The organism is Microbacterium sp. 2MCAF23 (genome assembly GCF_052115565.1).
In the GTDB taxonomy this organism is placed as follows: Bacteria; Actinomycetota; Actinomycetes; order Actinomycetales; family Microbacteriaceae; genus Microbacterium.
In genome coordinates, this window is the sequence record NZ_JBFRGY010000012.1 from 109520 (window position 1) to 135694 (window position 26175).

21 protein-coding genes are annotated in these 26175 nt (G+C 70.0%); 17 read left to right on the forward strand and 4 right to left on the reverse strand.

Going from position 1 to position 26175, the window contains the following annotated elements; translation table 11 throughout:
• Positions 1-89 precede the first annotated feature (89 nt).
• Complete coding sequence (lhgO, locus tag AB4078_RS13855; protein WP_441977616.1) at positions 90-1280, forward strand: L-2-hydroxyglutarate oxidase; 1191 nt, start codon at positions 90-92, stop codon at positions 1278-1280.
• Here the strand turns inward: lhgO and AB4078_RS13860 are convergent.
• The gene (locus tag AB4078_RS13860; protein WP_441977617.1) at positions 1273-1875 is read right to left on the reverse strand and encodes an acyltransferase; all 603 of its coding nucleotides are present in this window, start codon (positions 1873-1875) and stop codon (positions 1273-1275) included. The genes lhgO and AB4078_RS13860 overlap by 8 nt on opposite strands.
• Positions 1872-3182, reverse strand: coding sequence for a UDP-glucose dehydrogenase family protein (locus tag AB4078_RS13865; protein WP_441977618.1), 1311 nt, complete (start codon positions 3180-3182; stop codon positions 1872-1874). Before AB4078_RS13865 ends, AB4078_RS13860 begins: the two co-directional genes overlap by 4 nt.
• A 324-nt stretch (positions 3183-3506) precedes the next feature.
• Between AB4078_RS13865 and AB4078_RS13870 the strand changes: the two genes are divergently transcribed.
• The 16 genes from AB4078_RS13870 to AB4078_RS13945 all read left to right on the forward strand — a co-directional run bounded on the left by AB4078_RS13870 (position 3507) and on the right by AB4078_RS13945 (position 25132).
• Positions 3507-8789 (forward strand): DUF4082 domain-containing protein, encoded by a 5283-nt coding sequence (locus AB4078_RS13870; RefSeq protein ID WP_441977619.1) that lies wholly within the window; start codon positions 3507-3509, stop codon positions 8787-8789.
• Between the two features lie 45 nt (positions 8790-8834).
• Entirely contained in the window at positions 8835-9917 is a 1083-nt protein-coding gene (locus tag AB4078_RS13875; protein WP_441977620.1) for a Gfo/Idh/MocA family protein, read from the forward strand.
• Positions 9914-10909, forward strand: a complete 996-nt coding sequence (locus AB4078_RS13880; protein ID WP_441977621.1) for an NAD-dependent epimerase/dehydratase family protein — start codon at positions 9914-9916, stop codon at positions 10907-10909. The genes AB4078_RS13875 and AB4078_RS13880 overlap by 4 nt, the downstream gene beginning before the upstream one ends.
• A complete protein-coding gene (locus AB4078_RS13885) occupies positions 10906-12051 on the forward strand; it encodes a DegT/DnrJ/EryC1/StrS family aminotransferase (protein ID WP_441977622.1) in 1146 nt (381 codons plus the stop codon). Before AB4078_RS13880 ends, AB4078_RS13885 begins: the two co-directional genes overlap by 4 nt.
• Complete coding sequence (locus tag AB4078_RS13890) at positions 12048-12674, forward strand: NeuD/PglB/VioB family sugar acetyltransferase (protein ID WP_441977623.1); 627 nt, start codon at positions 12048-12050, stop codon at positions 12672-12674. The genes AB4078_RS13885 and AB4078_RS13890 overlap by 4 nt, the downstream gene beginning before the upstream one ends.
• Positions 12671-13816 carry a DegT/DnrJ/EryC1/StrS family aminotransferase gene (locus tag AB4078_RS13895; protein ID WP_441977624.1) on the forward strand — a complete coding sequence of 382 codons (1146 nt, stop codon included), beginning with the start codon at positions 12671-12673 and terminating at the stop codon, positions 13814-13816. The genes AB4078_RS13890 and AB4078_RS13895 overlap by 4 nt, the downstream gene beginning before the upstream one ends.
• 17 nt (positions 13817-13833) lie before the next feature.
• Entirely contained in the window at positions 13834-15039 is a 1206-nt protein-coding gene (locus tag AB4078_RS13900) for a glycosyltransferase family 4 protein (protein WP_441977625.1), read from the forward strand.
• On the forward strand, positions 15036-16667 hold the full coding sequence (locus tag AB4078_RS13905) for a lipopolysaccharide biosynthesis protein (RefSeq protein WP_441977626.1): 1632 nt from the start codon (positions 15036-15038) through the stop codon (positions 16665-16667). The genes AB4078_RS13900 and AB4078_RS13905 overlap by 4 nt, the downstream gene beginning before the upstream one ends.
• Positions 16664-18028: a glycosyltransferase family 4 protein gene (locus AB4078_RS13910; protein WP_441977627.1), complete on the forward strand. Its 1365-nt coding sequence runs from the start codon at positions 16664-16666 to the stop codon at positions 18026-18028. Before AB4078_RS13905 ends, AB4078_RS13910 begins: the two co-directional genes overlap by 4 nt.
• Positions 18025-18873 (forward strand): glycosyltransferase, encoded by an 849-nt coding sequence (locus AB4078_RS13915; protein ID WP_441977628.1) that lies wholly within the window; start codon positions 18025-18027, stop codon positions 18871-18873. Before AB4078_RS13910 ends, AB4078_RS13915 begins: the two co-directional genes overlap by 4 nt.
• 62 nt (positions 18874-18935) lie before the next feature.
• Positions 18936-19646, forward strand: a complete 711-nt coding sequence (locus tag AB4078_RS13920; protein WP_441977629.1) for a hypothetical protein — start codon at positions 18936-18938, stop codon at positions 19644-19646.
• A complete protein-coding gene (locus tag AB4078_RS13925) occupies positions 19643-20614 on the forward strand; it encodes a hypothetical protein (protein ID WP_441977630.1) in 972 nt (323 codons plus the stop codon). The genes AB4078_RS13920 and AB4078_RS13925 overlap by 4 nt, the downstream gene beginning before the upstream one ends.
• A complete protein-coding gene (locus AB4078_RS13930; protein WP_441977631.1) occupies positions 20611-22044 on the forward strand; it encodes an O-antigen ligase family protein in 1434 nt (477 codons plus the stop codon). Before AB4078_RS13925 ends, AB4078_RS13930 begins: the two co-directional genes overlap by 4 nt.
• Positions 22045-22055: 11 nt before the next feature.
• Positions 22056-23615, forward strand: a complete 1560-nt coding sequence (locus AB4078_RS13935; RefSeq protein ID WP_441977632.1) for an acyl-CoA ligase (AMP-forming), exosortase A system-associated — start codon at positions 22056-22058, stop codon at positions 23613-23615.
• Positions 23612-24838 (forward strand): pyridoxal-dependent decarboxylase, exosortase A system-associated, encoded by a 1227-nt coding sequence (locus AB4078_RS13940; RefSeq protein ID WP_441977633.1) that lies wholly within the window; start codon positions 23612-23614, stop codon positions 24836-24838. Before AB4078_RS13935 ends, AB4078_RS13940 begins: the two co-directional genes overlap by 4 nt.
• Positions 24839-24862: 24 nt before the next feature.
• A complete protein-coding gene (locus tag AB4078_RS13945; protein WP_441977634.1) occupies positions 24863-25132 on the forward strand; it encodes an acyl carrier protein in 270 nt (89 codons plus the stop codon).
• Between the two features lie 3 nt (positions 25133-25135).
• On the opposite strand, the gene AB4078_RS13950 is transcribed toward AB4078_RS13945, so the two are convergent.
• Together AB4078_RS13950 and AB4078_RS13955 are read right to left on the reverse strand one after the other, a co-directional pair.
• Complete coding sequence (locus AB4078_RS13950) at positions 25136-25996, reverse strand: hypothetical protein (protein ID WP_441977635.1); 861 nt, start codon at positions 25994-25996, stop codon at positions 25136-25138.
• A partial coding sequence (locus AB4078_RS13955; protein ID WP_441977636.1) for a hypothetical protein occupies positions 25993-26175 on the reverse strand: 183 nt, incomplete at its 5' end. The genes AB4078_RS13950 and AB4078_RS13955, both read right to left, overlap by 4 nt.

Sequence of the window (26175 nt, forward strand, 5' to 3'; positions counted from 1 at the left end):
ACCAGCAGTGATCGCACACCAAAGAGAAAGCTTACGGCATGGACGCTCGAGGCCCAAATCCCGGGTCGTGCAGCCGCTAGCATGACCGCATGGGGCAGGGCACGGGGATCGTCGGCGGCGGGATCGTCGGAGTGGCGCTCGCCCGAGCGCTCGCACTCCGCGGCGACGACGTCACGGTGCTCGAGAAGGAGAACCGTCTCGCCGCGCACCAGACCGGGCACAACTCGGGGGTGGTGCACGCGGGCCTGTACTACGCGCCCGGCTCTTTGAAGGCGACCCTGTGCGCCGAAGGCCGTGGCCAGATCCGCGACTTCTGCGCAGAGAAGCGGCTGCCCTACCGCGAGGTCGGCAAGCTCGTCGTCGCCGTGGATGAGAGTGAGCGCGGTGCGCTGGATGAGATCGAACGGCGGGCGACCTCGAACGGTGTGCCCGACCTGGAACGCATCGACGACGCCGCCCGGATCGCCGAGATCGAACCGCATGTGCAGGGCGTCTCCGCCGTGCACTCGCCGCACACGGCCGTGGTCGACTACGCCTCGATCACCGAGGCGATGGCGCAGGATGTTCGTGCCTGCGGAGGGCGGATCCTGCTCGGCCACGAGGTGACTGCGATGCGGGAGCAGGGCGGGAAGGTGTACGTGCGCACCGCAGCGTCGGAGCACGCCTTCGAACGCGTCGTCGTGTGCGCCGGGCTGCAGTCGGACGTGGTGGCGCGCTTCGTCGGTGCGGACGCGTCACCCCGGATCCTGCCGTTCCGCGGCGAGTACTGGGCGCTGCGCCCGCAGCGGGCAGGGTTGGTGCGCGGGATGATCTATCCGGTGCCGGATCCGCGGTTCCCCTTCCTCGGCGTGCATTTCACCCGCGGCGTCTACGACGACGTGCACGTCGGCCCCAACGCGGTGCCCGCGCTCGCTCGTGAAGGCTACAGCTGGCTGCACTGGTCGGCGGCCGACACCTGGGGTTCGCTGAGGTGGCCAGGCGCGTGGCCGCTCGCGAGACAGCACTGGCGCATGGGAGCGGACGAGATCAGCGGATCCCTGCTGAAGCCGCGGTACTTCCGCAAGGCGCAGCGCTTCATCCCCGAGCTGCGGATGGCGGATCTGCGCCGCACGTCCGCGGCGGGGGTTCGGGCCCAGGCCTGGGGGCGCGGGGGAGAGCTGCTGGACGACTTCGCGATCGATCAGGTCGGATCCGTGACGCTGCTGCGCAACGCGCCTTCGCCTGCGGCCACGAGCTCGCTCGCCATCGCCGACCATCTGATCCGGCACCACCTCAGCTGATGAGCTGCAGCGCCCCGTCCTGCTCGCGGTAGCGCTCGCCGCTCTGGGGACATGCCCAGTCCTCGCCGTCTTGCACGAGCGGCCGCCCCGCCCGCCCGACCCAGCCGATCCGGCGGGCCGGAACGCCGACCATGAGCGCATGGGCGGGGACGTCCTTGGTGACCACGGCTCCGGCGGCGATCAGCGCCCACGCGCCGATCGTCAGAGGAGCGATACACACCGCGCGGGCGCCGATCGACGCACCGTCGCCGATGACCACGCCGACCGCGTGCCAGTCGTCGCCCGATTTCAGCGAGCCGTCGAGATTCACCGCCCGGGGGAATTCGTCATTGGTGAGCACCGCGGCCGGCCCGATGAACACACCATCACCCAGTCGCGCCGGCTCATAGACGAGGGCGTAGTTCTGCAGCTTGCAGTTGTTCCCGATGATGACGTCCGGTCCGACGTAGGCGCCCCGGCCGATGTTGCAGTCGGCACCGAGCCGAGCCCCTTCGCGCACCTGAGCGAGATGCCAGATCCGCGTCCCTGCGCCGATGATCGCGCGCGGGTCGACATCGGCGGTGGTCGCGATGAGAGCCGGGCCGTCGTCGGTCATGGCCGGCCCAGTCCTCGATAGCGCCACCCGGCGGCTCGCCACAGGGCGGCGTCGAGGCAGTTGCGCCCATCGATCACGATCCTGCCGTCGGTGAGGGCGGCGACGTCCTCCGGTGACATCTGGCGGCGGTACTCGTCCCATTCGGTGACGACGACGAGTACGTCCGCATCGCGCAGGGCCTCGTCCCGCGACGTCGTGTAGGTGAGCTGCGGATGCAGCGCGCGCGCATTCGGAACAGCCTGCGGATCCGTCACGATGACGCTGGCGCCGAGGCCGTGCAGCCGCACGGCCACGTCGAGCGCGGGCGAGTCGCGCACGTCATCACTGAATGGCTTGAACGCCGCCCCCAGTACCGCAACCCGGCTGCCGACCACGGATCCGCCGGTCTCCTCCAGAACGAGCTGCACGGCGCGCTCGCGGCGGCGCAGGTTGATCGCGTCGACCTCGCGCAGGAACGCGACGGAGTCGCGCAGTCCGAGCTCTTCGGCGCGGGCCGCGAACGCGCGGATGTCCTTCGGGAGGCAGCCTCCGCCGAACCCGATCCCCGCGCCCAGGAAGCGGCGGCCGATGCGAGTGTCGTGACCGAGCGCGTCGGCGAGCTGGGTGACGTCCGCCCCGGTCGCCTCGGCGATCTCCGCCATCGCATTGATGAACGAGATCTTGGTGGCGAGGAAGGCGTTCGCGGAGACCTTGACGAGCTCGGCCGTCGCATAGTCCGTGACGATGTAGGGGGTGTCGGCGGCCAGCGCGGGGTGGTACACGCGGCGCAGCACGTCGGCCGCACGCTCGCCGGCCGGTCCGCTCGGCACGCCGACCACGATCCGGTCCGGCTCGACCGTGTCCTGTACCGCCCAGCCTTCGCGGAGGAACTCCGGGTTCCACACCAGCGTCGCGCCGGCGGAATGCACGTCGCCGGCGAGGTCGGCGGCGGTGCCCACCGGGACCGTGGACTTGCCGGCGACGATGTCGCCGCTGCGCAGGTGCGGTCGCAATGACGCGAAGACCGCGTGCACGAACCGCAGGTCGGCGCCGTGCGCCCCCGGCAGCTGCGGCGTGCCCACCGTCACGAAGTGCACGTCGCAGCCGGCCGCATCGGCGATGTCCGTGGAGAAGCGCAGCGCTCCGGATCCGACCGCGTTTACGAGCAGCTCGGGAAGCCCCGGCTCGAAGATCGGTGCGCGCCCCTGTGCGAGGGCCTCGATCTTGTGGATGTCGACATCGATGCCGATCACCTCGTGGCCGATGGACGCCATAGCGGCGGCGTGCACGGCCCCCAGATAACCGCATCCGATGACCGAGATCCTCATCCGGCTTCCCTCCCCAACGACCTGGCGGCCCTCGCGTGCCTGGCTGCGCTCGGCGGGTTTCGAACGGGTTGCAGCTGTTCCCGAAGTTGAGTCTGTCGCAAACCGCGGTCTTGGCGCTAGACTCGCACCGCGAGGACCCGATATCCCGGTTCATTGTTCATCGAATCGGTACTCGGGCTTCACACGAAGATCATCATCCGTTTGGGGCGGATGACCTTCGTGCAACTGGGAACTGGGGAGATGGACACAACTGGGGACGCGCGTACCCGTACGCGCCGGCGTGCATGGCGCGCCTTCGCAATCGTCGCGACACTGACGGTCTTCGTGAGCGCGCTGATCGGCGTGGAAGCGCCGCCGGCGACGGCAGCGGGCAGCTCCTGCGGAGCCACGATCAATCCGATCGTCTGCGAGAACTCGAAGCCGGGCACCGATCCCAACGTGTGGGACATCGACGGCGCAGGGGATCCGAGCATCCAGGGCTTCGCCACCGACATCAGCGTGAACGCGGGCAGCCGGATCGACTTCAAGATCGACAGCACCGCCAAGGCGTACACGGTCGACATCTATCGCACCGGCTGGTACCAGGGCCTCGGCGCCCGATTCATCCAGAACGTCCCGGTCACCGCGACGCTGCCGCAGAAGCAGCCGCAGTGCATCTCCGACGTGAGCACCGAACTCTACGACTGCGGCACCTGGGGAGTCTCCTCTTCCTGGACCGTGCCGTCCACAGCCGTCTCGGGCGTCTACATCGCTCTGCTCACGCGCAAGGACACAGGGGGTCAGAGCCACATCATCTTCGTCGTCCGCAACGACGGCAACCATTCCGATGTGGTGTTCCAGACCTCGGATCCGACCTGGCAGGCCTACAACACCTATGGCGGGTCCGACTTCTACCAGGGCGCCGCGAACGGCCGCGCCTACAAAATCAGCTACAACCGGCCGATCGCCACGCGGGGCTGGCAGGGCGGCCGTGACTTCTACTTCTCCAGCGAATACGCCTCGGTGCGCTTCTTGGAGCGCAACGGCTACGACGTCAGTTATCTGGCGGGAATCGACTCCGACCGCCGTGGCTCCGAGCTGCGAAATCACAAGGTGTTCCTCTCCGTCGGGCACGACGAGTACTGGTCGGGCGGGCAGCGCGCGAACGTGCAGGCTGCCCGTGATGCCGGCGTGAACCTGCAGTTCCTCTCCGGCAACGAGATGTACTGGCACACCCGCTATGAGGCGTCGGTGGACGGATCCAATACTCCGTACCGCACACTCGTGTCGTACAAGGAGACCTGGTCGAACGCGAAGATCGATCCGACCCCCACATGGACGGGAACCTGGAGGGATCCACGGTTCGCGACCGCCGCGAACGGCGGCACACTGCCGGAGAACGGCCTCACCGGCACGATGTACATGAGCAACAACACGGATCTGGCGATCACCGTGTCGCAGGCCGAGGGCAAGACGCGGCTGTGGCGCAACACGAGCCTCGCCTCCCTCGCCTCCGGCGCCACGCAAGCCCTTGCGGCGCACACGGTCGGATACGAGTCGGACGAGGACGTCGACAACGGATTCAGGCCCGCGGGGCTCGTGGACCTCTCCACGACGACGGGAGCCACACCGCAATACCTCACCGACTACGGAAACGTCGTCGTGCCCGGCACCACGACGCATCACGTGACCCTCTATCGCGCGGCCAGCGGTGCCCTCGTGTTCGGCGCCGGCACCGTGCAATGGGGCTGGGGGCTGGATCAGACGCACGATGGCGCCGGTGCACCCGCCGACGTGCGGATGCAGCAGGCGCAGGTCAATCTGCTGGCCGACATGGGCGCGCAGCCCTCGACGCGGATGAGCGGTCTGGTCGCGGCGACCGCGAGCGGCGACACCACCGCCCCGACGACCACGGTCACCAGCCCGGCGGCGGGAGCCACCGTCGCGGGAGGCACGAAGGTCACGGTGACCGGAACCGCGTCGGACGTCGGTGGCGTCGTAGCCGGAGTCGAAGTGTCGACCGACAGCGGGAGCACCTGGCACAAGGCCACGGGCACCACGTCGTGGAGCTACAGCTACTACCAGCAGGGTGCAGGCGCCGCGCAGATCCGCGCCCGTGCGATCGACGACAGCGCCAACTTCTCCGCTACAGGCACCAGCCTCTCGATCACGGTCAAAGCGCCCTATAGCGCCATCGGCAATGCCGTGCCGATCACGCCCAGCGCCAACGACAGCGGTGCCGTGGAACTCGGCCTGCAGTTCATTCCGACCAGCGACGGCTTCGTCAACGGCGTGCGGTTCTACAAGGGCTCCACCAACACCGGAACCCACGTCGGATCGCTGTGGAGTGCGACCGGGCAGAAGCTCGCCTCGGTCACGTTCGCCGGCGAAACGGCGACGGGGTGGCAGAGTGCGCTGTTCTCGGCGCCGGTCGCGGTGATCGCAGGCCAGAAGTACACCGTCTCTTACACAGCGCCGAAGGGCGGCTACTCCGCGGACGCGCTGTACTGGCCGTATCACGCCACTGCGAGCACACCGGTCTCTGTCGCGTCCGGTGTCGGCGCCGCGGCCCCCGGAGTCTTCGGCACCGCCGGCACGATGCCGACCTCGACCTGGTACGAGACGAACTACTACGTCGATGTGCTGTTCGACAAGGTCGACAACTCGCCGCTGCGGATCCTCGCTGCGACGCCGTTGCAGGGATCGTCCAGCAACTCGACGACAGATCCGCTCACGATCACCTTCTCGCGCGCGCTGCTCGCCTCGAGTCTGGCCGTCACCGTGAAGACGAGTGCCGGCGCGAGCGTCGCCGGCACGACGGCCTACGACGCGACCGCGAAGAAGGCGACGTTCACCCCCTCCGCCGCACTCGATGCGGCCACCACCTACACGGTGACGGTGGCCGCAACCGATGCGAACGGGGTCGGTCTCGCCGCAGGCACCGGCACCTGGACCTTCGCGACCGCTGCCGCCACGCTGCCGGACGGCACGTGCCCGTGCTCGCTGTTCACCGATGGGAGCAAGCCCGATCTGGCGTCGGCCGCCGACACCGCAGCGGTCACCCTCGGGGTGAGGTTCTCCAGCTCGGCTGCGGGCACGGTCACGGCGCTGCGCTTCTACAGGGGCACCGCGAACACCGGCACGCACACCGGGACGCTGTGGAGCGCGACGGGCACCGCCCTGGCCACGGTGACTTTCTCCGGCGAATCCACCCAGGGGTGGCAGGTGGCAACGCTGTCGACGCCGGTCGCGATCACAGCGGGCACCATCTATGTCGTGTCGTACACGGCGCCCGCGGGCGGGTACTCCGTGTCCGCAGGGCGCTTCTCCGCCGCGTACACGCGCGGACCGCTCACCGTGCCTGCGAACGGAGCCGTGTTCACGTACTCGGGCGGGTTCCCGAATCAGACCTCGAGCACCGACTATGCGGTCGACGTGGTGTTCGCCCGGCAGGCGGTCGGGCCGAACCTCGTCGGCACGACCCCGCAGGACGGTGCCGTGAACGTCGCCACGTCGTCGACGATCAGTGCGGTCTTCGACGCGGCGGTATCGTCCGCGACCATCGCAGTGACCAGCTCCGGCGCGGCGATCGCCGGCACCAAGGCGATCTCCTCGGACGGCAAGACCGTGACGTTCACGCCGACGGCGGCGTTGCCTTCCGACGCTCCGATCGTGGTCACGGTCTCGAACGTGACCGGCGGCAACGGCGCCGCCGGTCAGGGGGGCGCCTGGTCGTTCGAGACCGCCGGGAGCTCCGGGGCGACGACCGTGACGATGTTCGGCGCCCTTCCCGCAGGAACCAGCACCGCCACCGATGACAGCGCCTCCGTGATCCTCGGCATGTCATTCACGACAGCGCAGCCCGGCCAGATCCGCGCATTGCGCTTCTACAAGGCGTCCACGAATGCCGGCACCCACGTCGGCTGGCTGTGGGGTACGGGATCCACGCCGCTCGCCACGGTGACGTTCGCTGCCGAGACCGGCAGCGGGTGGCAGCGCGCGGTGCTGAGCAACCCGGTGTCCATCGTGCCGGGCAAGACCTACACGGTGTCCTACCTCGCGCCGAAGGGCAACTACACCTACAAGGCGGGCGGATTCTCGGCGCCGGTGACGAGCGGGCCGCTGACGGCCGTCTCCCCGGCGAACGGAAGCTACCTGTACGGCACGTCGGGCCGGCCCACGACCGTGTCCGGGAACTCGTCGAACTATTTCGTCGACGTGGAGTTCGTGGCCACGACCGACGGGCTCGCCGAGACCCTGTTCGGGGAGACGCTGCCCGCGGTGCTGTCCACCGCGGACAGCGGCCCGATCGAACTGGGCACCGCGTTCACCGTCTCTGCTCCCGGGCAGGTCACCGCGATCCGCTACTACCGCGGTGCGGCGAACAACGGCACGCACGTCGGATCGCTGTGGAGCTCGACGGGGACGTTGCTGGCGCAGGTCACCTTCGCCGATGAGACCGCCGACGGCTGGCAGCGCGCGGCGCTGTCGACGCCGGTCGCCCTCTCGCCCGGAACCACATATGTGGTGTCGTACCTGGCGCCGACCGGTCACTATTCTTCGCAGTCGGGCTATTTCAACTCAGCGCAGACGAACGGCCACATCACCGGCATCGCCACGCAGAACGGCCGATACCTCTACGCGGCGGGAGGCGGGTTCCCGACCTCGTCGTACAACGCGACGGCATACTTCGTGGACGCGGAAATCGTCTTCGGCGGGTCGCAGGCGCCTTCGCCGAGTCCTTCTCCTTCGCCGAGTCCTTCGCCGTCGCCGAGCCCGAGCCCGGCTCCGTCGCCGTCGCCGAGCCCGAGCCCGTCGCCTTCGCCGAGCCCGTCTCCGTCGCCGAGTCCTTCCGCGCCTCCCGTCATCACCTACACGGTGACGGGCCAGACGCCGCAGCCCTCGGCCACGGCGGTGGCACCGACCGCCACGGTCACGGCGACGTTCGACGCGGACCCTGGCGCGGCCAGCCTGGCGTTGACCGGGCCGCAGGGCGCGGTTGCGGGCACGTCCGCATACGATGCGCCGACGAAGACGGTGACGTTCACGCCGGCCGCGCCGTTGGCCTGGACCACGGTGCATCAGGTCGCTGTCACGGTCAGCGGAGCTCAGGTGACCGGCGGCACATGGTCGTTCACGACCGCCGACGCGCCGCCTGTGCTGAACGTGCTCACCATCTTCGGCAACGCGCTGCCGGCCAACCCGTGGTGGAACGACCTCGCGTCGGTGCAGGTAGCCACACGGTTCACCGTCGACGTCGCGGGCCAGGCGACCGGCATCCGGTTCTACAAGGGAAGCGCCAACACGGGCGCGCACACCGGATACCTCTGGACCGCCGACGGACAGAAGGTCGCCGAAGTCACTTTCTCGGGGGAGACGACGCAAGGCTGGCAGACAGCCGCACTCGCGACCCCCGTGACGCTTCAGGCCGGCACGGAATACCGCGTCGGCCTGTACAGCACGACCGGGCGCTACGCCGTCGACCTCGGCACGCTCGCCAACGCCACGACGCTCGGGCACTTCACGCTGCCCGCCAGTGGCAGCGCATGGACCAACACAACGGACTTCCCCACGAATCTGTCCACGAACAACTATTGGGTGGATGTGACCTTCACACCCGCTCCGTAGGCCGTCGTGCCGCCGGGGAGGGCGGCACGGCAGACAAGGACCGAAGTGACTGAACGGCTGAGCGTCGCCGTGGTCGGTGCCGGGTACTGGGGACCGAACCTCGCACGCAACTTCGCTGCGAGCCCGGACTGGGATCTCGCCGTCATCTGCGATCTCGACGAAGAGCGCGCCCGGCAGGTCGCCGACCGCGTCGGCGGGGTGCCGGTGTCGACGAGCCTCGACGAGGTGCTCGCGGATCCGGCCATCGATGCGGTGGCGGTCGCGACCCCCGCCCGCACGCACCACCCGATCGTAATGGCTGCGCTCGCAGCAGGCAAGCACGTCACCGTGGAGAAGCCGCTTGCCGACGAGCGCACGCGTGGCGTCGAGATGGTCGACACCGCGCGCGAGAACGGCCTCGTGCTGATGGCCGATCACACCTACTGCTATACGCCGGCGGTGCTGAAGATCCGCGAGCTGATCGCCGCGGGAGAGCTCGGCGACATCCTCTTCGTGGACAGCGTGCGCATCAACCTCGGTCTCATCCAGCCCGACGTCGACGTGTTCTGGGATCTCGCGCCCCACGACCTGTCGATCATCGACTTCATCCTGCCGAACGGCCTGGACGCGGCCACCGTCACTGCACAGGGAGCGGATCCGCTCGCCACGGGCAAGAGCTGCATCGGCTACCTCACGCTGCCGCTCGCCGACGGCGCAATCGCGCACATCCACGTGAACTGGCTCAGCCCGACCAAGATCCGGCAGATGGTCATCGGCGGCACCCGCCGCACCCTGGTCTGGGACGACCTGAACCCGCAGCAGCGCGTAAGCGTGTACGACCGGGGCGTGGATCTGCTCGAGCAGTCCAAGGTGACCACGAGCGACGCCAGGGCGGCGAACATCTCATACCGACTCGGCGACACCTGGGCGCCGGCCCTCCCCGAACGGGAGGCGCTGTCGAACATGACCGGCGAGTTCGCCGCGGCGATCCGGGAACGCCGCCAGGCCCGTACCGACGGCGCATCCGGCCTGCGGGTGCTGTCGATCCTCGAGGCCGCCCGAGGCAGTCTCGCCGGCGGCGGCGCTCCCTATCCCGTGCAGACCTCGACCGAAACCGTGCAGACCCCGACCGAAATGGAGATGGCATGACCCGCATCGAAGGCGCGAACATCCTCGTCACCGGCGGCGCCGGCACGATCGGATCCACTCTCGTCGACCAGTTGCTCGACGCCGGCGCCGCACACGTCGACGTGCTCGACAACCTCGTGCGCGGGCGTCTCGCCAACCTCGACGACGCGATCTCCACGGGCCGCGCCACGCTCATCGACGGCGACATCCGCGACCGGCGCGTGGTCGACGAGGTCATGGCGGGGAAGGACATCGTGTTCCACCAGGCCGCGATCCGCATCACGCAGTGCGCGGAAGAGCCGCGGCTCGCCCTCGAGGTGCTCGTGGACGGCACCTTCAATGTCGTCGAGGCGGCGGCGGCACACGGCGTGCAGAAGCTCATCGCGGCCTCCAGCGCCTCGGTCTACGGCATGGCGGAGGACTTCCCGACCACCGAGCGGCACCACCATGAGAACAACGACACCCTGTACGGCGCGGCGAAGACCTTCAACGAAGGCCTGATTCGCAGCTATCGAGCCATGAAGGGCATCGACTACGTGCTGCTGCGCTACTTCAACGTGTACGGCCCCCGGATGGACGTGCACGGGCTGTACACGGAGGTGCTGGTGCGCTGGATGGAGCGGATCGCCGACGGCAGGCCGCCGCTGATCTTCGGCGACGGCGAACAGACGATGGACTTCGTCTGCGTCCCCGACATCGCCCGCGCGAACGTGCTCGCCGCGCAGAGTGATGTCGTCGAGGGCACCTACAACATCGCCAGCGGTACGGAGACGAGCCTGCGTGAACTCGCCGAGGCGCTGCTGCGTGTGATGGGATCCGACCTCGGCATCGAATTCGGGCCGGCGCGCACCGTGAACAACGTGGCGCGGCGTCTCGCCGACGTGTCCGCCGCCCGGCGCGATCTGGGATGGCAGTCGGAGATCGGGCTCGAAGAGGGCCTGTCCCAGCTGGTCGAGTGGTGGCGGCCGCTGCGCGAGGAGATCTCGGCAGGACGGCCGGCGGTGCGGGCATGAGCACGCGCGTCAACGTGATGGTGCCCTGGCTCGGGCAGGAGGAGGCCGACGCGGTCGCCGAGGTGATCGCGAGCGGATGGGTGGCGCAGGGCCCGCGGGTGGCACGGTTCGAGCAGGAGTTCGCGGCAGCGATGCAGGTTCCGCACGCGGTCGCCACGACCAGCTGCACGACGGCCCTGCACCTCGCCCTCGTCGTCGCGGGCATCGGGCCCGGCGACGACGTGGTGGTGCCGTCCTTCTCGTTCATCGCGACGAGCAACGCCGTCCGGTACGTGGGCGCGAACCCGGTGTTCGCGGATGTGGATCCGCTCACCGGCAATCTCACCGGCGCGACCGTGCGGGCAGCCCTCACCCCGGCGACCAGGGCGATCATCGGCGTGGACCAGGGCGGGGTGCCGCTCGATCTCGATGACGTGCGCGCGGTCGCGGATCCGCTCGGCATCGTCGTGATCGAGGACGCCGCCTGCGGAGCGGGGTCGACCTACAAGGGTCGGCCGGTCGGCGCGGGCGCGGAGATCGCGGCCTGGTCGTTCCACCCCCGCAAGCTCCTGACCACGGGGGAGGGGGGCATGCTCACCACGGTGCGGGAGGACTGGGCGCAGCGTGCCCGACACCTGCGCGAGCATGCGATGAGCGTGTCGGCGGCCGACCGCCACCGCTCCACGCTGCCGCCCGCCGAGGAGTACACCGAGGTCGGCTTCAACTTCCGGATGACCGATCTGCAGGCCGCCGTCGGGATCGTGCAGCTGGGCCGGCTGGCGGAGATCGTTGCCCGCCGGCGTGCTCTGGCCGACCGCTATCGCGCGGGGATCGCGGGGATCGTCGGGCTTCGGGCGGTGCAGGATCCGGCCTACGGCACCGGCAACGTGCAGTCGTTCTGGGTGGAGGTAGACGATGCCTACCCCACCGACAGGGAGGGGCTGCTGGAGGCGCTCGCCGCAGCCGACATCTCGGCGCGCCGCGGAATCATGGCCGCCCACAGGCAGCCGCCGTACCGCGACGACGCGCCTGCCGGCAGCCTGCCGGTGACGGAGCGTCTGAACGACCGCACGCTCATCCTGCCGCTGTTCCACACTCTCAGCGCCGACGACCAGGATCGCGTGATCGCGGTGCTGCAGGATCCGATCGGGGCGCGGTCATGAGCTCCGGGCTGCTGCTGATCGGTGCCAGCGGCCTGGCGAGGGAAGTCATCGCCGCGGGGATCGCCGGGGTCGTGGGGATCCTTGACGATGATCCGGCACGGCATGGCACCGAGATCGCCGGGGTCCCCGTGCTGGGCCCGGTGCAGCTCGCGGCCGTTCGCAGCGATCAGCTGCTCGTCTGCGTCGGCCCCGGCGAGGGCCGGCGCAGCATCGTCGACCGTCTCGCCCAGGCCGGCGTGCGGGATGAGCGCTACGGGATCTTCGCGGCGCGGTCCGCACGGATCGGTCGCAGCAGCGAGGTCGGGGCGGGCAGCATCCTGCTCGATTCCGTCGTGGCGACCGCCGATGCCGTGATAGGGCGCCACGTCGTGGTCATGCCGAACAGCACGATCACCCACGACGACGTGCTCGACGACTTCGTGACCCTGGCGGCGGGCGTCTCGCTCGGCGGGGGCGTGCACATCCGCGAGGGAGCGTACCTGGGGATGAACGCGTCGGTGCGCCAGGGCCTCACCGTCGGCGTCGATGCGGTGATCGGCATGGGGGCGGCCGTGATCGCCGACGTGCCGGACAGACGGATGTGGGCCGGAGTGCCTGCACGGGAGCTGGGGGAGAAGAGATGAACGTGCCGTTCCTGGATCTGGCCGCGCAGCAGGCCGAGATCATCGACGAGGTGCTGCCTGTGTGGCAGCGCCAGCTCAGCGGCGCCGCCTTCATCGGCGGCGCCGAGGTGGACGCCTTCGAGCGGGAGTACGCCGAGTACATCGGCGTGGATCACGTGATCGGCGTCTCCAACGGCACGGATGCGCTCGAGCTCGCCTACCGGGCGGCGGGCGTAAGCGCCGGCGACGAGGTGATCATGCCGGCCAACACCTTCATCGCCACGGCGGAGGCGGCGTCCCGGATCGGGGCGGTGCCCGTTTTCGTCGACGTGGACGACGCGCACCTTCTCATCGATCCGGACGCGGTCGAAGCCGCGATCACGCCGCGCACACGCGCGGTGGTGCCCGTGCACCTTTTCGGGCAGATGGCACCCGTGCCCGCCATCGCGGCGATCGCCGCGCGCCGTGGCCTCGCGCTCGTCGAGGACGCCGCGCAGGCTCAGGGAGCCGCGTCGACGGCGGGCCGTGCCGGGGCGCTGGGACAGATCGCCGCGACCAGTTTCTACCCCGGCAAGAATCTCGGGGCCGCGGGGGACGCGGGGGCGGTGATGACCGACGACGCGGGTGCGGCCGCCCTGATCCGCACTCTCGCAGCGCACGGCAGCTCGGTCAAGTACGTGCACGACCACGTGGGCATCAACGCGCGCCTGGACGCGGTGCAAGCGACAGTGCTGCGCGCCAAATTGCGCCGGTTGGAGGACTGGAACGCGGCACGACGCGCGGCCGCGGCGAGGTATGCGGGTCTGCTCGCAGGCATCGACGGCGTGCGGTCGCCGGCGACGGTTCCCGGGAATGCCGACGTCTGGCATCTGTACGTCGTGCGCGTCGAAGAGCGCGACCGTGTGATGGCGAGGATGACCGCCGCCGGGATCGGGGTCGGGATCCACTACCCGACCGTGGTGCCGCTCACCGCGGCGTACGCCGGGCTCGGTCTCCGAGCGGGGGAGTTCCCCGTCGCGGAGGCCGCCGCCGCGCGGATCCTGTCGTTGCCGATGTTCCCGCATCTCACGATGACACAGCAGGAGGCCGTGGCGGATGCGCTGCGGGATGCCGTCTGCGGCACGCGTTCCGAAACCGTCGGCGCGACGGCGTACGTGGCATGACCTGAACGGAACCGATCATGCGCATCCTCGTCATCCTGAACAGCCTCGAACTCGGCGGCACCCAGATCAACGCCGTCGACTTCGCGGGGCGGCTGCGCGGACGCGGCATCGAGTCGATCCTGATCGGCCCGCGGGCGACAGCGGGCGAGGGGCTGTCGCTGTTCGACTACGCGCGCGACCGCGGGGTCGAGATCGAGGCCTTCGATCTCGCGCCGGGCATGGCGGCGCAGGCCCGGCAGCTGCGCCGGATCGCCGATGAGCACGACGCGGATCTCGTGCACGTGTGCGGCATGTGGGGGTCCGCGCGACCGACGTACTGGGGCCCGGCGCTGCTCGGACGTCGGCCCTGGGCGCAGACCGTCTACGAGATGAGCATCACCCCCGTCGTGCACCGGCACATGCCGCTGATCGTCGGCACGGAGTATCTCGTCGAGGAGCTCGCCGACCGTCCAGGGCGGACGGTGCTCATCTCTCCGCCCGTCGACCTGGACTCCGACGCACCGGACGCGGCGGCGGGGCGTGCCTTCCGTGCCGAGAACGACCTCGGTGACGGCCTGCTGCTCGGCATCGTGAGCCGGCTGGACAGCAGGTTGAAGGGGACGGCCATCGCGACGGCGATCGAGGCGATGCGGACGCTGACGCTCACCGGCGCCACCCTGTACGTGGTCGGCGGCGGCGATGCGGCGTCGGCCCTGACGGCCCGTGCCGACGCGGTGAACCGGGATGCGGGTCGCGCCGTGGTGCGCATGCTGGGGCCCCGCTCCGATGCGCGACCCGCTTATGCCGCGGCGGACATCGTGCTGGGCATGGGCGGTTCGGCGGCGCGCGCGCTGGCGTTCGGCCGCCCGCTGATCGTGCACGGCGAGGCAGGCTGGTCGTGCCTCTTCGAGGAGAGCAGCGCCGCGATGCTGGCGCGCTCGAGCTTCTGGAGCCCGGAGCGGCCGGAGGATCCGGTGGGCGACCTCGTGCGGATCGCGGAGCCGCTGATCGCCGACCCGGCGCGGTGGGAGGACCTCGGCGGGTTCGGACGACGGTTCGCGCAGCAGCGCTTCGGACTGGATGCGATGACCGACCGGCTGGCCGCGTTCTATGCGGAAGCCGTCGGCGCCTACCGTGCGGGGGAGTGGCTGCGCGATCTCCCGCGCGAGGGGCGCCGCGTGGGCGGGATGCTCCGGCGCCGGCTGGGCCTCGTCCGGCGCCTGGCCGCAGGGAGCCGGACATGACGGATCCGGCCATGACGGATCCGTCCGCAGAAGAGCTGACGCAGGCCGTCGTCGCCCGCGCAGGAGACGACGTGAGCCGCCGCGCCGCGTCGGGCGTGCTGTGGCTGACCGTGCAGAAGTGGGCGGTGCGGCTGCTCGGCTTCGTGACGATCGCGGTGCTCACGCGCCTGCTCAGCCCCGCGGACTTCGGCACCGTCGCCGCGGCGTCGACCGTGCTGCCGTTCTTCTTCCTGCTCGCCGATCTCGGGTTCGCCGCGTATATCGTGCAGGTCGACAAGAGTGATCAGCGAATGCTGAGCACCGCGTTCTGGTTCTCGCTGGGTGCGGGCGGCGTGCTGTGCGCCACCATGTTCGCGCTGGCCCCTCTGCTCGCCGTCGTCTTCCACGACGACGCGGTGACGCCCGTGCTGCAGGCGCTCTCGCTGTGGGTGGTGCTCACGGCCGCCGGATCCGTGCCGATGGCGCTGCTGCGCCGGGACATGCGCTTCGGCGTGCTCGCCGCGCAGGGTGCGGTCGCCGCCGTCCTGGCGCAGGTCGTGGCCATGGTCATGGCGTTCACCGGGTTCGGCGTGTGGGCGCTGGTGGCGCAGAGCCTGGTCGCTCCGGCGATCACGACGGTGCTGGCGTGGATCACCTCACGGTGGCGGCCGACGTTCGCGTTCTCCGGGTCCGACTTCCGCATCATGGGCACCTTCGGCGGTCAGGTGCTCGGGGTCGAGTTCGTGGCGATGCTGCGAGCGTGGGGAGAAGCCGCGGTCATCTCGGCCGTGCTGGGCATCGGCGCCTTCGGCTACATGACCATCGCCCAGCGACTGGTGCAGGTGGTGCAGGACCTCACCGGCAGTGCCATCGTGCCGGTCACTCAGGTGGCGTTCGCCAAGATCCGCGACGAGCCCGAGCGGCTGCTCGCCGCCTATGTCCGCGCCCTGCGGCTGACCTACTTCGCACTGTCCCTCCCACTCACCCTGCTCGCTGTCGCGGCTCCGCTCGTGGTGCCTCTCGTCTTCGGTCGAGGGTGGGACCAGAGCTATCCGGTGGCGCAGATCCTCGCCCTCGCCGGAATACTGTCGGTCGGCGCGTGGCTCGATCACGGGCTCTTCTACGGCGTGGGCAGGCCCGGCACGTGGTTCGTGTACGCCCTCATCATCGACGGGATCACTTTCGGCACGACCGCGATGGTCGCGCGATTCGGACTCGTCGCCATCGCCTGGGGCTTCCTCGGGGTGTGCGTGGTCGCGACCGTGAGCCGGTGGTTCCTCACCGCGCGAGTGCTGCGGACACGGGTACGGGTGGTGGCGGGGCCGTTCGTCTTCGTGGCTGTGGCCGTGGTCGGCGCGGGAGCGGCCGGCTGGGCGGTGCGACTCGCCACCGCCACGCTGCCGTCGTGGGTCGAGCTGCTGCTGATCGGATGCGCGGTGCTGACCGTGCACCTGCTCGCGACGTGGCTACTGGCGCCGCGGGTGCTGCCCGAGGCGCTCGCGCTGCTGGGGCGGTCGCGGATCGGAGCGCGCATTCCGGGGCTGAGCAGGTTTCCAGGACTGAGCAGGACGCGCGCCGCGGGAGCCGACGCGCAGGGAAGCAGGATCCGGCCGGCATCGTCGCCGACCCGAGAAGGGGAGCAGTCATGAACACGAACGCCGTGCGCCGCCGCGTGCTGATCATCGTCCAGAACCTGCCGGTCCCGCTGGACCGGCGGGTGTGGCTGGAGTGCCAGGCGCTTCGGGCGCAGGGGTACGAGGTCTCCGTGATCTGCCCCAAGGGGCCCGGGGATCCGGCTCACGAGGACATCGACGGCGTGCACATCTACAAGTACGCGCCCGCGCCGGAGGCGAAAGGCGTGCTCGGGTTCGGGCTCGAGTTCGCCTATTCATGGGTGCGCACGGCGCTGTTGTCGCTGCGGGTCCGTCGGCGGCACGGCTTCGACGTAATCCAGGCGTGCAATCCGCCGGACACGTACTGGCTGCTCGCTGCGCTGTGGCGGCTGGCCGGGGTGCGCTTCGTGTTCGACCAGCACGATCTGAACCCCGAGCTGTTCCTCTCCCGGTTCGGTCGGCCGACCGGCACCGCCGGGCGCATCCAGCTGGGCGGCCTCGTGCTGCTCGAGCGCAACACCTATCGCGTCGCGGACCGGGTGATCTCCACCAACGGGTCCTACAAACGCGTCGCCGAGCGCCGCGGCGGGCTCACTCCATCCCTGGTCACCGTCGTGCGCAGCGGACCGGACACCACCGTGATGCGTCCGATCTACCCGGATCCCGAGATCCGCGCGGGTGCCGAGCACCTGCTCGCGTACCTGGGCATCATGGGCCCGCAGGACGGGGTCGAGAACATCCTCGCCGTCATGGACGAGCTCGTGCACCGACGCGGTCGCACCGGCACCCACGCGGTGCTGATGGGGTTCGGGGACTGCCTGGACGATCTCAGGAAGGAGTGCACCGCGCGCGGGCTGGACGCCAACGTCGTCTTCACCGGCCGGGTGGGTCCCGCCCAGATCGCGCAGTTCCTCAGTGCCGCCGACCTGGGCCTCGGGCCCGACCTGGATACGCCGCTCAACAACGTGTCCACCATGAACAAGACGATGGAATACATGGCCTACGGGCTGCCGCCGGTCTCGTTCGAACTCGTGGAGACGCGGGTCTCGGCGGGGGACACGGGGGTCTTCGTCCGCTCCGGGGACATAGGGAGGTTCGCGGACGAGATCGAGGCGCTGCTCGACGACGATGACCGCCGGGTCGAGCTCGGCCTGGCGGCCCGCCGCCGTGTCGTCGCCGAGCTGGACTGGAAGCCGCAGGCCGAGGCCTATGTCGGCGTGTTCGATGAGCTGCTCGGTAACCCGCCCGACGCCGCCCGGCGCGCGACCTGGCCGCATGCGGTGCGTCCCGCCCGCACGCTCGTCGCCGGCGCACCCGAGCCCGTCGACCTGGATGACGAGGCGGAGCTGCGCCGGTTCCTGCGCGACCGGACGCGTGCGGAAGTCCGCGTGCCATGAACGTCGACCACGTGCTGCTCACCCGCTTCAACCTGCCCACGGGCGGGGTCGAGGCACGGATCAGGGCGAGCGAGCACTGGCTCACGAACCGCTGGCGCCTGTTCCAGAAGTATTGCGCGCCGTCCGTCGCCGCCCAGACCGGCGCCGACTTCGACTGGGTCGTCTACTTCGATCCGGCCAGTCCCGAGTGGTTGAAGGAGTCGATCCGTCCCTATCAGGAGCAGGGACTGTTCACGGCGATCTTCCGGGACGAGGTGCCGCGGCAGAAGCTCGTCGCAGATCTGCGCGACATCGTGCGGCACGGCGACGGCATGCTGCTGACCACGAACGTCGACAACGACGATGGGCTCGCGGTCGATTTCCTGGCGCGACTCCGTGCCGCCGTCGACTTCGAGGAGCGTCGGGCGCTCTACGTCGTCAACGGACTCGTGCGGGGCCAGGACGGCGTGTACCTGCGGCGTGATCCGGAGAACGCGTTCTGCTCGGTCGCCGAGCCGTGGACGGATCCGCGGACCTGCTGGGACGACTGGCACATCATGCTGGGCCGCTCCATGCCCATCGTCGCTCTGGACGGTGAGCCGGGGTGGCTGCAGGTCGTGCACGGCGAGAACGTCAGCAACAGGGTGCGCGGACGTCTCGTCTCCGCACGGCGCTGGGAGCCGCTGTTCCCGGGGATGCTGCACGACGTCGAGGCTCCCGGCACGGCGCGCATCGCCGGCGACCGGCTGCTCGTGGCTCCCGCGCGGTGGACGCGGGACACGGCACGGGCGGCGTTGCGGACGGCAGCGATCGCCGCCCTCGGCAAGGACGGGATGCAGGCGCTGAAGGCCAGGTTGCGGCGATGATCCCGGACCATGGCACTGCCGTGCGACCTGAGATTATGCTGGCGGCGGGAGGAGGGGGACGCGTGACGGTTCGCGAAGCTCTGTCCGCGATGGGGAGGCGCTGGTACGTCCTGCTCGCCGTCGTGATGATCTTCGCGGGCCTGGCCTACCTGTTCTACAAGGACGGCGGCTCGTACTCGACTCGCACGACCGTCACCTTCACGCTCCCGTCCCGCTCCACGCTGCTGCCGGAGAGCGGATCCACGGACATCAGCATCATCGCGTTCGCGGGTGCGATCGCCACATCGATCAACCAGGGAAAACCCGTGGAGACGTTCTCGGATGCCGACGCGCCTTACTACGGTGCGGGCGTGCGCCAGGGGGTCATGGTCTCGCAGCGCAACGGCGGGAACCAGTGGATCAGCAGCTTTCCTTCCGCCACCATTGACATCCAGATCGTGGGACGCACCCATCAATGGGTCCTCGATCGCCAGCAGGAGGCCCTGAAGCAGATCATCGACGTCACCGCGGCGCAGCAGGCGGCGACCGTCACCCCGGAGTCCGACCGCATCACCGCGACCATCGAGCCGCTGAGCACGGAGATCCAGCACGTCACACCAGGCCGGAGCGAGATCATTCTCGCGGGGGCGGCCATGGCGATCGCCGGTCTGCTGACCGGCTGTTCGGCGGCGGTCATCGTCGACCGATCGATCCGGTCGAGGCGCACGAGGAGGGCCCTGCGAAGGGCTGATGCGCCATCTCCGGTCACGCGGACAGGAGGCCGCTTCGCATGAACATCGCAGACACCATGGGAGGATTCCTGCGACGCTGGTACATCGTTGTGCCAGGGATCATCCTTGCCATCGTCGCAGGGCTCGGAACGTTCGTCGCCGTGCAGCCCGGTCATGAACGCACATCGACGCAGCTGCTGCTACCCGGGTCCGGGACCATTCCCGTCGGCACCACCAATCCGTACCTTTTCCTCGGCGGCCTGACCCAGGCTGCGGACATCGTGGTGCGAGTGATGCGCTCCGACGAGGTGCTCGGCCCGATCGTTCAGGACTATCCGGGCACCGACGTCGTCGTGGAACGCGACCCCACGGTGTCCGGGCCGGTGATCCAGATCACCGTCACGGGAAAGACGGACACCGCCACGGAGGAGGTGCTGGCTGCGCTCGTCGCCCAGACCAAGGTCGAGCTGGACAGGCTCCAGACGCAGCAGAAGGTGAAGACGGACGACCGCATCTCGGTGTCGACTCTGACGCTCGACACGCAGAGCACCCTGCAGCAGAAGGCCCGGATCCTGATGAGCGCGGGTGCCGCGCTCGGCATCGCCGTGCTCACGCTCATCCTGGCGAGCCTGATCGACGGGCTCTCCCGGCGCCCGCACAAAGCGGGTCGTCGGGGCAAGGGCGCCGCTCGCAAAGGGTCGGGACGCAAGCGCCGGACGGTGGCCGAGGAATCGTCGGAGGACGATGGCCTTCTCATCGGGTTCGATGATGATGAACCGGCGAGGAGCGCCGATGCGGCGGACGACCCCGCGGTCGTTTCGCTCGAGAGCGGCCCCGAGCCGGAGAGCCCGGCGCCTCCGGTGTCCTCCGATGAACCGGGCATCGCCATCGACGGCGCCGGCGGTGGGGCGGACCCGGGCGACGGTGACGATCGCCCTGCCGACGAAGCGGGGACGGACGACACCTCCCCCGGAGAGGCCGTCGGTGCCGGACAGGGGCGCGCCCACCACCGCGCCGCGAGGCGCACATGAGTCTGCTCGCCGGATCGCGGGTCCGTCCGGTCTCTGCTGAGACGCACAACTCGACCGAACATCACAGCGGGCTGAACGCCGCCGCCATGCTCACGGTGTACCTGGTGCTGCTCGTCGCGGTTCCGTCCAACGTGACGATCTCCGCGCTCGGAAGTCTCGGGCGGCCCTCGATGCTCTGGGGTCTCGTGCTGCTGTTCTGGTGGATCCTGAGCCGGCTGCAGACGCGCGCGCTCGACGCGCGACCCGTGCGGCAGCCGCTGCGCTGGGTGTTCATGGCGTTCCTCGTCGTCGTGCTGGTGAGCTTCGCTGCAGCGATGCTGCGCGGGCAGCCCGCCGACCAGGTCAGCCCCGCCACGACGGCCCTGCTGCGGCTCGCCTCCTGGAGCGGAGTTCTGCTGGTGGCCATGGACGGGATCCGCACCTACTCCGATGCTGCGATCCTGGTGCGGCGGCTGGCCATCGCGGGGGCGGCGCTCGCCGCACTCGGCCTCGCACAGTTCTTCTCGGGGCAGACCTTGCTGGAGTGGACGACCTACATCCCGGGCCTTGCGTTCGAGGCGACCGAGGCGGCCACACGAGGATCGTTCACCCGCGCGTCCGGCACCGCGATCCACCCGCTCGAATACGGCACGTTCGTCGTCTCCGCCTTGCCACTGGCCATCACCGCGGCGGTCAACAAGGGGTTCCGCACCACCCCGTCCCGCCACGCCGCCTGGTGGTGGCTCGCGGTCGCGCTCATTCTGCTCGCCTCTCTCGTCGCGGTCTCCCGATCGGCGATCATCGGCCTCGCGGTCGCCGTCGTGGCGCTGCTGCCGGCGATCCCCACGATGTACCGCTGGATGATCGGGGTGGGCGGCGCGGTCCTCGCGATGGCGGTGTTCGCGCTCATCCCCGGGATGTTCGGCACGATCCTGAACCTCTTCGTCGGCGCCTCCAACGACCCGAGCACCCAGTCTCGGACGGCGGCGCTCGCCCGGGTTCCGGAGTTCATGTCGTCATCGCCGCTGATCGGCCAGGGATTCGGCACGTTCCTGCCGCGGTACTACATCTTCGACGACGCCTGGGTGCTGCTGACGGTCGAACTCGGCATCCTCGGAGTGCTGTGCCTGGGCGGCATGGTGCTCGCAGCCATCGGCAGTGCGGTCTGGGCCAGCGGGCATTCTCCGTTCCAGGACACCAAGTCGATGAGCCGGGCGTTCGCCGCCTGTCTGGTGACGATCGCCGTGCTGTTCGCGTTCTTCGACGGGCTGTCCTTCCCGATGTCCGCGGGCCTGCTGTTCCTGATGATCGGGCTGACGGCCTCGATGCGCTCGATCGCCGCCGCCGACGAGGTGCTGACCGCGTCGATGCGCTACACTGCCCGACCCGAATTGCCCGACATCGCCGCCGAGTTGCCGCCCGCGCGCCGCGCGACGGCGGGCGAGGCCTGACGAGGAGCCCCATGCGCACCCACGTGCACGACCTGCTCGCCGAACGAGCCGGCGCGACCCCTGCCGCTCCGGCCCTGACATACAAGTCCGAGACGCAGAGCTATGCCCAAGCCTGGGCAGCCGCACAAGCGGTCGCCGTGCAGCTGCAGGAGCTGGGTCTGCGCCGTGGTGACCGGGTCGCGATCTACCTGGAGAAGCGGTTGGAGACCGTGGCGGCGCTGTTCGGCGCCTCTGCGGCCGGGGGGCTGTTCGTCCCCGTCAATCATGTGCTCAAGGCCGCGCAGGTCGGCCACATCCTCGCCGACAGCGGTGCGCGATTCCTGCTCACCTCCGGCGATCGCCTTCCTGCCCTCGCCGAGGCGCTGAGCGGATCCGCGGTCGTCCACGTGATCGTCGTCGGGGAGACGGCCCCGGCGCCGAGCGGTGACCACGGCGTGCACGCGTGGGCGCCGGCGGCGAGCGGCGACGGCCCGGCGGATCCGGGAACGATCGACCTCGACCCGGCGGCGATCCTGTACACCTCCGGCAGCACCGGCCGGCCCAAGGGCGTGGTGCTGAGTCACCGCAACCTCGTCGTGGGCGCCGAGAGCGTGAGCACCTATCTGCGCAACACTGCCGACGACGTGATCCTCAGCGTGCTGCCGCTGAGCTTCGACGCGGGGCTCAGCCAGGTGACCACGGCGTTCGCGGTCGGGGCGCACTGCGTGCTGATGAACTACCTCCTGCCGCGTGACGTGCCCAAGACCTGTGCGGCGCACGGTGTGACGGGTCTGACCTGCGTGGCGCCGCTGTGGCTGCAGCTCGCCGCCGTGGACTGGCCGGAGGAGGCCGCGCGACGGATCCGATACTGGGCGAACACCGGCGGCCGGATGCCGCGGCCCACGCTGGCACGGCTGCGGGAGGTGTTCTCAGAGGCCGACCCGTACCTGATGTACGGCCTCACCGAGGCGTTCCGATCGACGTATCTGGATCCGGCCGAGGTGGACCGCCGCCCTGACTCGATCGGCAAGGCGATCCCGAACGCCGAGATCCTCGTGCTGCGGCCAGACGGCACCCCGTGCGTCCCGCACGAGGAGGGCGAGCTGGTGCACCGCGGTGCACTCGTGGCGCTCGGCTACTGGAACGACCCTGCACGCACGGCGGAGCGGTTCCGCCCGCTCCGTCGCCCCGGCGAGGAGTGGCGCGCGCCGGAGCTCGCCGTGTGGTCGGGCGACACCGTGGTGACCGACGACGACGGCTTCCTGTCCTTCGTGGGGCGCAGCGACGACATGATCAAGACCTCCGGCTACCGGATCAGCCCGACCGAGCTGGAAGAGGCGGTGTACGGCACCGGACTGGTGCGCGACGTCGTCGCGGTCGGTGTGGACGATCCCGTCCTCGGCCAGCGCATCGTCCTCGCGGTGACGGCGGCGGGCGACGGCCTCGAGCCGGAGGACCTCGTCACCGCCTTGCGCCCGATCCTGCCGGCGTACATGCTGCCCGCGCGGGTCGACGTCCGCGTCGATCTGCCGCGGTCTCCCAACGGGAAGTTCGATCGCACCCGCATCAAGACGGAGGTGGCGTCGTCGTGAACGTGCAGGAGCACATCGAGATGTTCGGGACCATCGACTCAGAGCTGCGCATCGGCGGTCAGCCTCTGAGCAGACTTGCCGCACGGGTAGGATCCACGCCGTTCTTCGCCTACGACCGCGGGCTGCTGGACGCACGGGTCGATCTGCTCCGCAGGCTGCTGCCGGCCCGCATCGAGCTCAGCTACGCGATGAAGGCCAACCCGATGCCGGCGGTGGTGCAGCACCTCGCGTCGCGGGTGGACCGGATCGACGTCGCCTCCGCGGGGGAGATGCAGCACGCATTGGACACCGGGATCAGACCGGATCGGGTGAGCTTCGCAGGCCCCGGCAAGACGCCGGCCGAGATCCGCCAGGCGGTCGCGGCAGGCATCATCGTCGAGATCGAGTCGCCCACCGAGCTGGGTCGCGTGATCGCGGCCGGGGAGGAGCTGAGCGTCGAGCCGCGGATCGCGATCCGGGTGAATCCCGACTTCGCCGTGAAGGGATCAGGGATGCGGATGGGCGGCGGGCCGCAGCAGTTCGGCATCGACGCAGAGCAGGTGCCGGATCTGCTCGCATCGTTCGCGGGCGGCGCCGACATCCTCGGCTTCCATGTCTTCGCCGGGTCGCAGAACCTGAACGCGGAGATCATCGCGGAGGCGCAGAACCAGACTGTCGACCTCGTCGCCCAGTTGGCTGACGCCCTGCCGGCCCCGCTGCGGTACCTGAACCTCGGCGGCGGTTTCGGCATCCCCTACACGGAGCGCGATGCACCGCTCGACCTCGAGACCGTCGCAGCGAACCTCGAACGGCTCGTGAGCGGGCCGATCGCCGAGCGCTTCCCGGACGCACGGCCGGTGATCGAGCTCGGCCGCTTCCTCGTCGGCGAGTGCGGCGTGTACGTGACCCGCGTCGTGGATCGCAAGGTGTCGCGCGGGCGCACCTTCCTCGTCGTGGACGGCGGGATGCACCATCAGCTCGCCGCCTCCGGCAACTTCGGCCAGGCGATCCGGCGCAACTACCCGGTCGTCGTCGGCAGCCGTCTCTCCTCCCCGGCCGGGGAGGAGATGTCCATCGTCGGCTGTCTGTGCACGCCGCTGGACCTGCTCGCGGACGGCATCGCACTGCCGGCGGACGCAGCGATCGACGACCTGGTCGTCATCTTCCAGCAGGGCGCGTACGGATTGACCGCCAGCCCGACCGCCTTCCTCGGACACCCGGCGCCCGCCGAGGTCCTCATCTGATCGCCGTCCTCCGGAGGAGAAGCCATGACCGCCGACACCCTGACCGCCGTGCGCGAGGTCCTCATCGACGCCCTCGACCTGACCCAGAGCCCGAACGACCTGCAGCCCGAAACGGCGCTGTTCGGCGCACTCCCTGAGCTCGACTCGTTCGGGGTCGTCGCGCTCGTCGGCGCTCTCGAGGACCGCTTCGACATCACGATCGATGACGACGAATTCGGCGCCGAGCTGTTCGAGACGGTGGGCTCGCTGGTCGCTTTCGTCGAGGAGAAGGTGGGTGCGCCCGCGGGAGGGTGATCGTCACCACTCGACGAGGGCAAGCTCGCTGTACAGGTAGTCGATGGCGGCGGGTTCCAGCCCTGCGCCGCGCACCATGCGCGCCCGCGGGACGCGCAGCGTGCGCCCGATGCCCCGGTCGAAGCCCAGCAGGCGCCGCTCCGCGAGCGTGAACGGGAGCCCGTCGTGACGCAGCAAGTGCCCGCGCACGGCGCCCCACGCCGCTTCGAGAAGGGCCCGGTCGCCGCCGGCGTAGAGCGGCAGCGCGAACAGCCGGAGCCGCTTCATGCGGTGCGCGCGGTAGACGAGGTACGCGTACTGGTCGCCCCGCTGCACGAGCAGGTGCCGGGCTGCCGCGGCCCCGCGGTGGTCGCGATGGATGCGCGCGTCGTCGCCCCGCAGCACCGCCTCGAGCACCGCGGGGTCGGCGCTGAGCCGTATTCCCCGTGGCGTGCGCGCCGGTGGGTTCAGGACGAGGCGCGTCGTCGTGTCGAGCCGGGTGAACCCGAGGCGCTCGTTCATCGCGACGACGTTGCCGCTGGGGGAGAGGTCGGTGAACTGCACGTCGCGCTGCCTGAGCAGGCCGCGGATCATCCGCAGGCTGTGCATGCGATGCTCCTCGAGAACGCAGAAGGCCGCGAGGTTGCAGAGCGGGACGGCGGTGCCGCCGGCATCGCGAACCGAGCGCACTGCGGCATAGACGCCGACGACACGGTCGCCGTCGCGGAGCAGCACCCCGCTGTCCGGCCCAGCGTCCGGCCACGGCGGGCGCAGCAGCGTGGTCCACGCCGCCGCGGACACAGCGGGGTTCAGCTCCGCGTGCAGGAACGCCGCTGCATCGTCCACCTCGGATGCGGTGATAGGCACGAGCTCAGGCCCGGTCATGCGCCGCCCTCCGCAGCTCGCCGGGACGCGGCCGCGGGATCGGGCGGACCGTCCGTCGGTCCATCGGAGCCGGCGGCGGCGCGGATCACCGCGGCGTGTGCGGCGCGCATCGCCTGCGCGCCGCCGCGGTCGGGTTCCTCCGCGGGCTCCGGCGCCGTCCCGGCCCGTTCGGCGCGCAC

Coding starts and splice junctions, on each gene's coding strand:
- lhgO (WP_441977616.1), top strand. CDS start 90: ATGGGGCAGGGCACGGGGATCGTCGGCGGCGGGATCGTCGGAGTGGCG.
- AB4078_RS13860 (WP_441977617.1), bottom strand. CDS start 1,875: ATGACCGACGACGGCCCGGCTCTCATCGCGACCACCGCCGATGTCGAC.
- AB4078_RS13865 (WP_441977618.1), bottom strand. CDS start 3,182: ATGAGGATCTCGGTCATCGGATGCGGTTATCTGGGGGCCGTGCACGCC.
- AB4078_RS13880 (WP_441977621.1), top strand. CDS start 9,914: ATGACCCGCATCGAAGGCGCGAACATCCTCGTCACCGGCGGCGCCGGC.
- AB4078_RS13885 (WP_441977622.1), top strand. CDS start 10,906: ATGAGCACGCGCGTCAACGTGATGGTGCCCTGGCTCGGGCAGGAGGAG.
- AB4078_RS13890 (WP_441977623.1), top strand. CDS start 12,048: ATGAGCTCCGGGCTGCTGCTGATCGGTGCCAGCGGCCTGGCGAGGGAA.
- AB4078_RS13895 (WP_441977624.1), top strand. CDS start 12,671: ATGAACGTGCCGTTCCTGGATCTGGCCGCGCAGCAGGCCGAGATCATC.
- AB4078_RS13900 (WP_441977625.1), top strand. CDS start 13,834: ATGCGCATCCTCGTCATCCTGAACAGCCTCGAACTCGGCGGCACCCAG.
- AB4078_RS13905 (WP_441977626.1), top strand. CDS start 15,036: ATGACGGATCCGGCCATGACGGATCCGTCCGCAGAAGAGCTGACGCAG.
- AB4078_RS13910 (WP_441977627.1), top strand. CDS start 16,664: ATGAACACGAACGCCGTGCGCCGCCGCGTGCTGATCATCGTCCAGAAC.
- AB4078_RS13915 (WP_441977628.1), top strand. CDS start 18,025: ATGAACGTCGACCACGTGCTGCTCACCCGCTTCAACCTGCCCACGGGC.
- AB4078_RS13925 (WP_441977630.1), top strand. CDS start 19,643: ATGAACATCGCAGACACCATGGGAGGATTCCTGCGACGCTGGTACATC.
- AB4078_RS13930 (WP_441977631.1), top strand. CDS start 20,611: ATGAGTCTGCTCGCCGGATCGCGGGTCCGTCCGGTCTCTGCTGAGACG.
- AB4078_RS13935 (WP_441977632.1), top strand. CDS start 22,056: ATGCGCACCCACGTGCACGACCTGCTCGCCGAACGAGCCGGCGCGACC.
- AB4078_RS13945 (WP_441977634.1), top strand. CDS start 24,863: ATGACCGCCGACACCCTGACCGCCGTGCGCGAGGTCCTCATCGACGCC.
- AB4078_RS13950 (WP_441977635.1), bottom strand. CDS start 25,996: ATGACCGGGCCTGAGCTCGTGCCTATCACCGCATCCGAGGTGGACGAT.